The sequence below is a fragment of the Bacillus sp. 05T21 genome, assembly GCF_056396785.1.
In genome coordinates this window covers 387,704-400,304 of sequence record NZ_JBFTMD010000002.1, presented here as the reverse complement: position 1 = coordinate 400,304, position 12,601 = coordinate 387,704, and the positions used below count along the sequence as shown (strand labels likewise).

At 37.2% G+C, this 12,601-nt stretch carries 11 protein-coding genes; 5 read left to right on the top strand and 6 right to left on the bottom strand.

What is annotated here, in order from left to right:
- Nucleotides 1-60 precede the first annotated feature (60 nt).
- Nucleotides 61-744: a DUF2278 family protein gene (locus AC1DKZ_RS07000; RefSeq protein WP_242246190.1), complete on the top strand. Its 684-nt coding sequence runs from the start codon at nt 61-63 to the stop codon at nt 742-744.
- A 14-nt stretch (nt 745-758) separates the two neighbouring features.
- Here the strand turns inward: AC1DKZ_RS07000 and AC1DKZ_RS06995 are convergent, their stop codons facing one another.
- Nucleotides 759-1,592: a hypothetical protein gene (locus AC1DKZ_RS06995; RefSeq protein ID WP_242246191.1), complete on the bottom strand. Its 834-nt coding sequence runs from the start codon at nt 1,590-1,592 to the stop codon at nt 759-761.
- A gap of 200 nt (nt 1,593-1,792) precedes the next feature.
- Here AC1DKZ_RS06995 and AC1DKZ_RS06990 point away from each other — a divergent pair, with 200 nt between their 5' ends.
- Both AC1DKZ_RS06990 and AC1DKZ_RS06985 read left to right on the top strand, forming a co-directional pair.
- The gene (locus AC1DKZ_RS06990; RefSeq protein WP_476995852.1) at nt 1,793-2,575 is read left to right on the top strand and encodes a zinc ribbon domain-containing protein; all 783 of its coding nucleotides are present in this window, start codon (nt 1,793-1,795) and stop codon (nt 2,573-2,575) included.
- Between the two features lie 19 nt (nt 2,576-2,594).
- Entirely contained in the window at nt 2,595-3,827 is a 1,233-nt protein-coding gene (locus AC1DKZ_RS06985; protein WP_476995851.1) for a TcaA 3rd/4th domain-containing protein, read from the top strand.
- 40 nt (nt 3,828-3,867) lie between these two features.
- Here the strand turns inward: AC1DKZ_RS06985 and AC1DKZ_RS06980 are convergent, their stop codons facing one another.
- Nucleotides 3,868-4,296: a hypothetical protein gene (locus AC1DKZ_RS06980; protein ID WP_215587471.1), complete on the bottom strand. Its 429-nt coding sequence runs from the start codon at nt 4,294-4,296 to the stop codon at nt 3,868-3,870.
- A 199-nt stretch (nt 4,297-4,495) separates the two neighbouring features.
- On the opposite strand from AC1DKZ_RS06980, the gene AC1DKZ_RS06975 reads away from it, so the two are divergent.
- Both AC1DKZ_RS06975 and AC1DKZ_RS06970 read left to right on the top strand, forming a co-directional pair.
- Nucleotides 4,496-5,830, top strand: a complete 1,335-nt coding sequence (locus AC1DKZ_RS06975; RefSeq protein WP_476995850.1) for an FAD-dependent oxidoreductase — start codon at nt 4,496-4,498, stop codon at nt 5,828-5,830.
- A gap of 157 nt (nt 5,831-5,987) precedes the next feature.
- Nucleotides 5,988-6,398, top strand: a complete 411-nt coding sequence (locus AC1DKZ_RS06970; protein ID WP_476995849.1) for a DUF3908 family protein — start codon at nt 5,988-5,990, stop codon at nt 6,396-6,398.
- Between the two features lie 32 nt (nt 6,399-6,430).
- Here the strand turns inward: AC1DKZ_RS06970 and AC1DKZ_RS06965 are convergent, their stop codons facing one another.
- The 4 genes from AC1DKZ_RS06965 to AC1DKZ_RS06950 form a co-directional block, all read right to left on the bottom strand.
- Nucleotides 6,431-7,021 carry a class I SAM-dependent methyltransferase gene (locus AC1DKZ_RS06965; RefSeq protein ID WP_476995848.1) on the bottom strand — a complete coding sequence of 197 codons (591 nt, stop codon included), beginning with the start codon at nt 7,019-7,021 and terminating at the stop codon, nt 6,431-6,433.
- A gap of 92 nt (nt 7,022-7,113) precedes the next feature.
- Nucleotides 7,114-8,676 carry a SagB family peptide dehydrogenase gene (locus AC1DKZ_RS06960; protein WP_476995847.1) on the bottom strand — a complete coding sequence of 521 codons (1,563 nt, stop codon included), beginning with the start codon at nt 8,674-8,676 and terminating at the stop codon, nt 7,114-7,116.
- Nucleotides 8,677-8,698: 22 nt separating this feature from the next.
- Entirely contained in the window at nt 8,699-10,648 is a 1,950-nt protein-coding gene (locus AC1DKZ_RS06955; RefSeq protein WP_476995846.1) for a TOMM precursor leader peptide-binding protein, read from the bottom strand.
- Nucleotides 10,645-12,564, bottom strand: coding sequence for a putative thiazole-containing bacteriocin maturation protein (locus AC1DKZ_RS06950; protein ID WP_476995845.1), 1,920 nt, complete (start codon nt 12,562-12,564; stop codon nt 10,645-10,647). The genes AC1DKZ_RS06955 and AC1DKZ_RS06950 overlap by 4 nt, the downstream gene beginning before the upstream one ends.
- Nucleotides 12,565-12,601 lie beyond the last annotated feature (37 nt).

Here is a 12,601-nt window from a genome sequence, read left to right as displayed (position 1 = left end):
ATGACTGGATAATGTTTTAAATATGAAAAGCTTCTACTAAATGAATAGGAGATGAAAGGTATGCCCTTAAAAAACTACGGTGTATTAAAAGGTACAGTTATACAATCTAAGATTGGAAAAGGCAAAACACCTCATTATCAAGTTCATTTACAAGGTGAAGCAGGAGTAGATTATCGCATTGCAATTAACGTGAAATCGCAAAGTTATCCATCGGAAGTTTTATATTTTGCGAGCGACGATATTCGATCAGAGGCGATTCATATTTTACCGACATTACCGTTCGGTTTTACAGAAATAAAAAATAATGAACCGAAAGTAGCTTTAGATTATGTAAGAGGTAATTTATTTGATTCAAAGCAAATGATTCCTTTACCTGCTGAAAAAGCAGGAGTTGATAATGATTTAAATGAAAAGATAGAGCGTTATATAAAGCGAGCAATAGAAGAAAAGGCGATTATTTATGCGTTTGGTGAAAGGTGGGGACCAGAAGAAAAGGTTCCGGATTCGTATTTCCACTTTACACCTGGAAACGGTATACACGATATTCACATGAATCAAGGGAATGTAGAGAAATGGCAAGGGGATAATGGTATATGGCAAGATGGTGGTTTGCTCATTCATTTTGAAAAGAAAGAAGAGTGGGTAGGTATTTTCCTTGCTTTTCAGTCGCAATCATGGTGTACGGATGAAGAAGGGCATGCTCGTGTTCCGGTTGAGCATTGTGATTATAAGAGAAATAATTGATGGGAAGAGGGCGTTCACAATGAACGCCCTCCTCTTATTTTATAAAACACAAAACTCACAAGTGTAGAAATACAAGAGAAAAGAAGCGCCACACTAGAAAACGCAATGAGATACATATTATACTTCATCATTTTTCCGATGAGTTGGTTACTATCGTACTGAAAAAGTCCTGCAATTATATTGAATAAAAATAACATGATAAACATGACGATAACACCGTCTATTGATCCTTTAATGTCTGGTTTACTTAAAGCGATATGTGCAGAAATACAAATGGCGATAAATAAAAATAACCAAAATGAAGGATTCAATAAATTGTTAAATGTAAATAAGCTTTTCAATAATACAAACGTCGATAGTAGCATGTTTTGGATCATGTCTAAGTTAATAGAAGTCGATGTAACAGTTTTTTCCAGATTCGTATTAAATAAATAATATGACTCTGGTACGAAATAGCGCATTAAAAGTATTAAGGCAGTAATACCAGAAATAATAGGACCGATGCCGATAAAGAAATTACCGATCCGTTGATATACGCTTTTTTGATTGTATTGATGTTGGACGTAACCTAAAGCTCCTTGACTTGTATCTGTCGGGAAGAACTGAGTTGCTACAATTTTATGGCGGAATAATAGACACATAATTGCATGCCCAAGCTCATGAACGGGAACACCGATCCATGCAGTTAAAAGAAATCCCTTCCTACCAAAAGCTCTCGACCAATACGTTCGTGTGAGAGATTCTAAATAACCTAATATAAATCCAATTACAATGATGACACCAATTAAAGAAAATAATTGGATCACGCTTGTAAGGAGTGTTTGAAAAATCGAGTTTACAAATTCCACTGTCTTCATCCAATCTGTTTAAAGTTTCACTTTATTTGCTCTGTTTCATAATACCATTATTTTTCTATAATACTAGCACACATAGTTTCGTTTAAAAGAAGGATTTCATATTCTTTTTCTTGTAGTCATGTTTTATGTACAAAGTCATATATTGAATTTGTAACACCCTATAAGGTATATGCTTAAGGAGGGATGAGAGAATGAAATGTCCGGCATGTCATACTGAAAATGCAGCGGAAGCAAGGTTTTGCGGGAATTGTGGACATTCGTTAACGGAAGAAGTGGTAGCGAGTGGTGGGCAGGAAGAAGGGCAGCTATCGCGCCCGGCACGAGTAAAGGAAACTCGTCCGAATGAAACGGTAGAGCAAGCGAAACAATTTGCAAGTGGCTATTTTCAGTTCTTTAAAAATGCTTTTAAATCACCATCGGCCATTATGGAAAGTGGAAATATTGAAGTGCGAAATGGAATTGTAAGTCTTGTGCTTATTTGTTTTTTAGGAGCGTGTATTTTTTATAGAATGATGAGCGCAGCGGCGACTGTTACGAGGACATTAGTGCCAGATATAGCTACTCCTACTTTCTTTGGAGAATCTGTAATGGTCTTTTTCTTTTTATTAATTTTAACTTTATTTGTCGGATTTATTATTTTTGTAAGTGGTAAGATGATGAAATCATCTTTTTCTTTTCTTGAAGCATTCGGTATATGGGGGACAATAGCGACGCCAGCTATTGCTATATTAGTGCTTTCTTTTCTTTTTAGTTTTTTATTAATCTTCTTCTTACCAATCTTATTAGGGCTGGCTACAACGTATATGGGAATTAGTATAATTGTAGCTATATTAAAACTAGACAACGGCGGATTAGATCCTGTTTACACACTTATGATTGCAAGTGTTTTAATCGGAATTGCAACGTTTCTTGTATTTTGGTCTTACATTAACACGATAATTCAAACCTTTACTGGGGGATTAACAGGCTTCTAATGAAAAGGTGGTTGAATGGATGAATGTATGTACTAAGTGCGGAGTTCAGTATGAAGATGGAGTGCAATTTTGCCAAAACTGCGGGATGAAGAGGGAAAGTCTTGTAGTAAAGAAGAAAATGAGCGGTGGTACAAAAGTTGGCATTACACTCTTAACATTACTTGTTATAGTAATTGTTGGATTGTATTTGTATGGATCATCGTATTATAAGCAGACGGCACAAGTAGACCGAATGATTACTATTTTACAAGAGAGGGACGGGGAGAAATTAGCTGAGATCACCACGACAGATGATCCAGCCGTTATTGTAACGAGAGAGAGTTTAACGCCTCTATTTTCATATATAAAAGAAAATCCATCTTACGTGAATGAATTGAAAGAATATTTGAGGCAAGGTGAAAAACAAGGGGATGGAATAGAAAGAGCAGATTTTTCTTTAACGAAAGATGGGAAACATTTCTTTTTATTTGATCGGTATAAATTGAAAGCGAAGACGTATTATACGACTCTGCTTACAAATGAAAAAGGTACATCTTTAAAATTGAACGGAAAAGAAATTGATAAGACAAATGACAAAAAGCTTGAGAAGCAATATGGACCGTTTCTTCCTGGAACTCAAGTATTTCAATCTGAATATAAAAATGACTATGTAAAACTATCACGTGAGGAAAAGGTTGTACTTATGAAACAAATTCAAAATAATGTAACGATAGATTTAACGTTACAAGGGCAATATATTACAGTTCAAACGAATGCGCCTGGTGCAACATTATACGTGAATCAAAAGCCAGTTACAGCATTGACCGGAGAAGAAATTACGTGGGGACCGATAGCGACTGATGGAAGTGCGGCGATTTATTTAGAACGAAATGGAGAAAACGGAAGGGAAACGACAAAGGTAGAAACGGTAACGGCACTGTCGGCTTATAATCTTCCATTTCAAAAGAAAAGTGTAGAAAAAACAGTTGTTTACAATGTTACTCCGCCTACGACTGGGTATGTATATAATGGTTTCATCTTCCCTGATAGTGATATTCGAAAATTAACGAGTGCGGACTTAACATATTTATCGAAAGAACAGTTGAAAATTGCTAGAAATGAAATATACGCAAGGCATGGACATATGTTTCAAACGAAAGATATGCAAGCGTATTTTTTAAAACAGTCTTGGTACAGAGAAAATCCGTATTTTACAGGAACGTTAACGAGTGTGGAATCTTATAATGTTGAACTGATTAAATCAAGAGAATAGAGTGCATGAAAAAGGTACAGTGTATATTACTGTACCTTTTCTATGGTTGTTTAGCTGGACCAGGATCCCTTGAGAAAAAGATGTGAAAGAGGAATGTGACTTTACTTGCTCCTCCTGATGTACTTGCTTGCACATCAGATAAAGAACTAGACGTTAAAGCAGCTTCAGAACGAGGGGGAACGACTATTTTGAGTGCATCATCTGATTCTGATGATATAGTAACCGTTATTGTATCCTCAGAAAAGTTCACAATTTTAACAGTACCAACTGGGAAGATGGATTTGCGAGCGTGTGAGGCAGAAGCAAAGCGAGTCGATTTCCAAATAGTTTGTGAGAAAGTGTCATTATCAGATAACCAAGCACGTGCACTGTATAAAGTTACACTAACGGTAAACTCTTGTTCAAGCGGGAGGGCGGGTCTCGGTTCTATCGGTTCCTCTGGAAGCTGGACGAGAAGGCCGGCGCACATGTATATTTCACCTACTTTCAATAGTTGCTGTTATAGCATATTAAACATCTTGTTTATAAGACACGACGGATACCTATTCATGCATAGGTTTGTGCACCAAATTTGTAGATAGAATTCTCTTTCTTTACAATGGAAGTAGGTGTTATTTCTATAAAATATGGAAATCGTAAAGAGTATGTAAAAAAGAAGGAGTGGTAAAGTGAACTATGTCATTATTGGCGGAGATGCAGCAGGTATGAGTGCAGCAATGCAAATTGTTAGAAACGATGAAACGGCAAATGTTGTAACGTTAGAAAAAGGTGAAATCTATTCATACGCTCAGTGCGGATTACCGTATGTGATTAGTGGTGTTATTGCTTCTACTGAAAAGTTAATTGCACGCGATGTAAAGACGTTTCGTGATAAATATGGAATTGATGCGAAAGTACGTCATGAAGTAACGAAAATAGATACGGAAAAGAAAATGGTGTACGCAGAGCATACGGAGACGAAAGATGTTTTTGAATTTCCGTATGACCGTTTATTAATTGCGACTGGAGTGCGTCCTGTTATGCCAGAATGGGAAGGGCGAGAGCTACAAGGCGTTCATCTTTTAAAAACAATTCCGGATGCTGAGCGCATATTAAAAACGCTAGAAACGAATAAAGTTGAGGCTGTAACTATTATTGGCGGCGGTGCAATTGGACTAGAGATGGCAGAAACATTCGTCGAACTTGGTAAGAAAGTAAGAATGATTGAGCGAAACGATCATATTGGCACAATTTATGATGCCGATATGGCGGAACATATACATAAAGAAGCAGATAAACATAATATTGAAATTTTAACAAATGAAAATGTAAAAGCGTTTAAAGGAAAAGAGAGAGTGGAACAAATTGAAACAGATAAAGGTACGTATAAAACAGATCTCGTTTTAGTATCTGTCGGTGTACAGTCAAATACTGATTTTCTTGAGGGGACAAATATACGTAAAAACCATAAAGGTGCAATTGAAGTAAATGCTTATATGCAAACGAATGTGAAAGACGTATACGCTGCTGGTGATTGTGCAACGCATTACCATGTTATAAAGGAAATGCATGATCATATCCCGCTTGGAACGACTGCGAATAAACAAGGGCGACTTGCCGGACTCAATATGGTTGATAAACGAAGGGCATTTAAAGGTACGTTAGGTACGGGCATTATTAAATTTATGGATCTGACGCTCGCAAGAACAGGCTTAAATGAAAAAGAAGCGAAAGGGCTAAACATCCCGTATAAGACGGTCAATGTAGATTCAACAAATATGGCGGGCTATTACCCGAGTGCTTCGCCACTTCACTTGAAATTACTATATCACGCCGATACGAAACAATTGTTAGGCGGACAAGTAATTGGAGAAGAGGGCGTAGATAAACGTATTGATGTTATCGCAATGGCACTTTTCAATAAAATGAGTATTCACGATTTAGAAGATGTCGACTTAAGTTACGCACCACCATATAACAGCGTTTGGGATCCAATTCAACAAGCAGCAAGGAGAGCGGAATAGCACTTTTTAAGTGCTATTTTTTTGTTAAAGGGGAATAAATAAAGTTTCACTTTATTGTGAATATACCGTTCACCCTTGAAAACATAGTACGTATCGCTTATATTGTCATATAGTATTTATTTTTTAATAAAGCAATGAACGAACCAGGGGGCACAGTATGGCAATTAACATGAATACAATCGAAGAATGGATTGCTGAATCAAATGCAAGAAACGAAGAAGACTTAGGAAACGTTTTTGAAGAGATGAAAGAAGTATGTGTCGGACTTGATAACGCGACATTAATTTATACGAAAAACGTATTTTGTTTCGGTAAGAAAGTAGAAGTATTCTTCTTCTTCCAAGATCACGTCGTTATCGGAGAAGAGAAGGAAGAGTATATTGAGATTGAAAAATTAAAGTATGATGACATTACAAATAGCAACTTAAAAACAAATGACAAAAATACAACGTTAGAACTAAAGTTTTCTAACGGGAAAGCTATTAATTTAGATAGTCTAAATGATAACTACGGTACGAAAAACTGGTTATTTGCAAGACAAATTAAGAGTATTTTTAAAGTAATCTAGTAAAAAAGGCAGACCTTGAAAGGTCTGCTTTTTTACTTATTTCCTATTAAACAAAGGCATCCTCTTTCTTCGTAACATTTTACGTTTGTAAATCCCGTCTTATAAAAAAGGTTTACTAATTCTTCGGTCGTCTTAAATTTATCCATATGATATTGGATTTTGAAAGTTTCAGCAACTAGTAAAAAGGATCCATTCGGTTTTAAGACGCGAAATACTTCTTTCATATCGTGTTCAAAATCGGGCCAAAAGTAGTGGGTTTGAAAAGCGGTAATGAGATCAAAGAAGTCCGGATGATATGGAATAGAGGAGACGCTTGCTTGATGAATAATTACTTTCGCTGCTTTGACATCCTTCATATTTGCTTTCTTTGAGTTTTCAACAGCTTGATTGGAGTAGTCGATCCCGTATATTTTCCCAAGCGGAGTTCGTTTTGAAAGAGTCTGTATGGTTTTACCACCCCCACAACCAATATCTAAAATAACTGCATTTTCACGTATATGTATTTTTTGTAAAGCCCAATTTGTTAGTCCCGTATGCGCAGCATTCATAATGCAAAGCATAGAGGAACCAATTGTCCCGCGAGGATTTTTCGCTTGCTCGATTAATCTTTGTAAAATACTCAATTCAAACTCTCCTTTTATATAAGAATATGTATTTATTTCGCTTTTAATAATTTAACTCCTTTAAAAAAAGCACGCCATTAATCGGCGTGCTTCTAATTATGCAAGGACCCTTTTAGCCAATTTCGCGCTCGATACGCCCCAACCGGAATTTGAATGAGTGAAGTTTCATTTCCGGCATCAATCCCGTACAATTGATCGCATGAATTTGTATCAAAACTTAGTAACGGATGCCCGCCCATCCCCATAGCGGTCGCAGCTAAAACGAGTTTATGAACGAGCATGCCAGCTTCCATTTGATGAATGCGATATCCTCTATAACCTAATTTATTTTTATAGTAATCTTTATTTCCGATTACATGTAGACAAAGTGGTACTTGAAAAAGGTTTACGTTATCCATCGTCATACTAGATTGCAGAGAATAACGAAGGTCTCCGTACCGAAGTGGCTGTATGGAATGTGTCCTACTGTTATAAGCGTAAGCGCCGTTTTCTATGTCTTTTACGTTATAAAAACATCCATATAGTGAGACTCGTGCGTTTTCATTTACATACTTGCCATCAAGGTCGTTGTAATAAGGGAAGGAGAGGCTCGCTTCTTGTAGTAAAGTAGCGAGCTCGGCTGCATCCCATTTCGTTAAAATGAAGTCAGAATCAGGTGAATATCGTTTTTTACAAAGTTGTAAAAAATCATATGATAAACGTTCCACTTTAGGTAGCTGCATAGCGTGTGCACTATATTGTTGTCGTTCTTCACAGGTAAATGTTTGGAAGTGTTCTGTTGATTCAATCATAGATGCCGCGTTTATTTTTTTTATCATCGGATATTCATCTACATATTTTGAGCGAACGAAATGCTCATGTGTTAACGGCGGGATTTGTTGCAACAAGTCATGAGAAGTAATAGTTTTATTTTCGTGATGATTATCGTGAAACCAATCTGTATTCGGTTCTGTACTTAAAGGAATAACAGCATACACACTTTCTTCACCTTCTGACAGTCCAAGTAAATGATTCATTGCCCGGTCTAGAAATTGAAAATATACACCATTTGTATAACCGAATTGTTTTGCGCATTCAAGTAATTGACCGATTAGAACACCACTATCTAATCCTTGCAGACGATACGAAAAGTTATTGTATTTAAAGAAGTTTTTCCAAAACATAGTGGATACAAATGCAGCACCAAAACAAGAATGTATGTTACAACGATTGCCGAGTGCTTCTGTAAGATAAGAATCAAAATTTCCTTCACGAAGTAAGATAAGACGGTGGTGCGCGGCGTCGTAATGGTAAATGCCGTCTGGATAATGATCAATTTTTAAATACATATATAATTCATTTGGATATAAAGCACCCCCAGAAGGGATGAATCTTCGAAATAGAGTCGTTGTTTTATTATTTTCTAGGTTAGTAGTAGGCTGACATAATTGTGTTAAACCAAATGAGTACCAAAGATAATGACCGATTTCCTCTAAGGTAGGTTCAGTAGAAGAATTCCGCAAAGTTAATGGGATTTCTAAAGAGAGAGGGATTACTGGTAAATTTCGATATAATTTATAAGGAAGTGGTGCGTCTTCCCAGTCAATCTCTTTATCGGACGACATAATTTCATTAATAGAAAAATGGAGATGATGTAAAAAAGTATCAGGTTGCATCAAATTTCCCCCTCACTATGAATTATGGAAACGGATGCGGATGTGGATTTAAACTTTCATTCGTTAAAGGCTCAGCCCAATATCCAAGTGTCATCGGTACGGTATACACTCTATCCAGTCCTGTAACCCGAGTGAGATGGTGACCGAACGTCATCGGTAACATGCCTGGAATAATTACTTTTACACAATGTAAGCCGTTCTTTTCTATAAGGGGGACCGTTTGATCTACAACAATTACTTCAAGTCCAGATTGATGTAACCTGTTTAAAAGTTGATGAAGATCAGATGTTAAATCCATATCAAATGATTGTAATGCATTCATTTCTTGGAACGTTTGCACCGGAGCATCATCACGTAAAAGGAAGTGAAGACGTTCTTCCGCTTCTTTCAATCCATACAGCATACTATGGTCTTCCATTTGCGAAACAAGATATGGATCTTGTAAACAGTTTTCATATTTCTCTCTTTTTTGTTCAAGCTCTTCATCTGTTATAAGTAACATGCCCGCTATTTCATGAATTGCATTTTTTACAGCTCGAATTGGTTCCATATGTGCGCCGCCAGCACAGACGAGATTCATACCATCTTGCCTTGTATTTTTCGCAATGACCCATATGCTCGGAATACCATGTTCCATCGTCGCGTTGAAAACGTATAATTCATATCCAGTAATTGTGCGTAAGCGTTCAATCATTAATTGCAATTCAGTATCATTGGCTGAACTAAGATCGAGACGGGGAAGAGGTAATTCGGCATACCAAGTGAGCAAAAAGGCGTCACGCTCTACAATTTCTAAAATGCCGTGAAAAATTGCTTCTTCTAAACTACCACCAATGGCACATCCATTTGATGTTTCATACACGAAAGCATCTCTATGACCAAGGCTATAATAAGCGATTGATTCTGGAACTAGGAGGGGCCTGCTTTGTAATAAAGAATATCCCCATACCCAGTTTTGCTCATAATCAGGATCAAACGGCTTAAATGGAAAACTATCACGATTGTAATGTTCATTTGTATGTACACCAAGTGTGAGGGGATTCAGTGCAACATCTTCTAGCTCACGAAAACTGCCATGTACATTTGTTTTTTTTCCACGAGGCGACATACCGCAATAGCGTTCTAATCCTTCTAAAATAGCGGTTGCTTCACTAAGTGAAAATGAATGAGTCCGGCCCGCGACACCTTCATTTCCAAACAGTAACGGCATGTTTATAATGACATCAGCAAACGGTAATAAAGAATGTTGCATTTGGCCGTTTAAAATACCAGTCCGGTAATCTAAATAGTCTCTCGTTAAAAATGTGTTTAGCTCATGAATGGAACGACAGCGATACGTTGCAGTACTCGTTTTCAAACTTGGTTGTAAAGAAATTTGCGCTGCATCTGCTGTATCGTCAGACAAATTGCTGCATACCGGACAGAGAGGGTCTGGAAGAAACGAATTCCGGGTACATTGTAACGTTTGTAAGTCCAGTAAAATGAGTTCGTTTTCTAAAGAAGAATATCCATGAGCTAATATTTTCTCTGTTTCAGCATGAATGAGCTGGCACATTTGTAACATTCCATTTTGGGTGGCGCGTACATCACGCCTCGTCACGTTCTCTGCTTTTAATGCATATTTTCGTTGTAGTTCCCACATTTCTTTTTGATCAAAGCCAGCTATAAACCGGCGTCCATCAGCGCAGTGGGAACATCCAGTTGTAAGAGGCTTCACGTAAGGACCGATAATACCTTCACCAAACGAAGTAAACGCGCGAAGCCACGGAATATTATTTGAGCGAAAGATAAGCTCAGCATCGCGATGTACGGAAGAAGGAGACCCGTCATGTAAAACGAGAGCAAGATGAATGTTTTCAGGAAGAGCTTCTGTAATTGTATGCTGGCGGATGAGTGAATATTGCTTACACAATTGTTCATGTACATAGTCTGTGAGTAGGCCATCTCCTATAAGTAGTATGTTTTGAGTCATTGGTCATCCTCCTTTGCAATTAATACTCCATATACACCGTCTAAGCTGTCTCTTAAAAATGACTCAATAGCTAAATCAAAAACGAATGGATACAAGTTGTTTTCCGCTAAATTTTGCAAAGCAACTTGTAAAGACTGTACGCCTGGAATTTCTTCCTCTTCTTGTATTGCTACTCTAACAGAATCCGTGCTATATAAAACAATGGATGATTCCGGTAACATATTAGCTTTATAAGGAATCTCTTCATTTTGAATATGAAGGAGTGCTTGTTGCAGAGCATTTCTTAATGCGAGTGTTATATTAATATTTGCCGCACCATACCATCTATCATTAATACCGATCCAAACGACAGGAAAACCAAGTAACTCCTCACTCATGCCTACTTTAGGTATTTCATGAATTGTAGAGAGAGCATCGTAGTAAAACCTACAATGTTTATCATGAATTTCGGTTAAATCAAGCTCTATAATCTCTTCTAGCATATGTGATTGGCGTTCGTATAACTTATTATTTAAATGTTTTTGGAGTGCTCGGTATACACCTTCTGTCATCGTTTCCCCAGCACCAATACCGATATCAGTATGTTCGGGGATAAGACGATGAATCATTTCAGCTACATATGTTTCAACTCCTGTTAAACCAGCTTCGCGGCGTGCTTCATTATGAGTTAATCCACCGCAAGTTATAGTAGGAAGGGGAGAGGTAGGTCCGTCTGATAATGGATTTGCAACTTGAATATTGCACTGTGATAAAGGCAATTGGTGTAAATCTTGTTCATCCCACATGTGGAATATGCCAGCTTCTTTAGAAGTTAACGTATCAAAAAAACGAAAAAGTTCAGTTGAAGTATATTGTCCGGAACGTTGGGCAAGGTTTTCTTGAAGATTTTGCACCGTATCAATTGTAAAGATTTCATCGGTTGCGAGAAGATGTTTTATGAAAGGGTGCCACTTTCCTTCAAGTGTTTCCAAGTTTAATAAAAAGAATTGAGGATTATGCTGCCTATGTGAATCTTCAGCGACATGTTTAAATAACTCAAAAACGATAACATTTGCTAACAGTGCAGATGCAATTGGTGAGAAAGGTTCAGGTGGATTTTCACTTTGTAAAGTAGTTTCGTGTAGACGATGCCAAGCTGATTCCCAGCATTCTTCAAGGTCTGTGGTTACGACGGGTCCAGCTAAACCAATTCTTAATAAGCAAATAGCTGGTATGAAATTTTTCTTAAACTCTCTACAAATAGTATGGATTGCTCTTAAACTTTCAATATCTCCATTTTGGGAAACGTATAAAATCCAGTCGAAAGGCTCGAATACTTCATGTAAAGGGCGATCAATTGTAATATCTATTTCTTGAATAAGTACATTGTCATCATTTGCATATGCACGTTCGCTTAGTTCATGAATTCGATCGTAGTTTGTTTCAGCACGATCTGTAACAAGATAATGGAATGTAGGTAAACCAGATTCTAATAAAGAAGAAACTAGGGAAGTAAGCATATCGCCAGAACCAATTATAAGCACATTTGCTGCGCGGTACCTTTCGAATTTTAAAGCGCCTGAATGGGAATCAGCTTCTAAAAACTCAATTTGCGAAGCATATCTGTCGAGTAATGCACTGTTTAATTCGTGGGGAGCATCTTGGCTTACATCACGAATGAAACCATTTTCATATAAAATCTCTCCAATTTCAAATACACGATTTTGATAGGGGAGAGGGAGACCATCGGTTATTTCTGTCAAAGAATGATTACCGTTAAACATAGGCATTAATTTCTCAATCCAGTCATAAATTCCATCACCATCCATACGGAATGAACTGGAGTTATTTCGAAAGTAAACACCCCCGTTTGAATCGGGGAGGAAGAAAGTATCCTTATTTGCTTTAAGTTTTGCATGAACTGGAAGGTTATTCATGTTTATCCCCCTTACGTTTTAGGCATACATTGTTAGT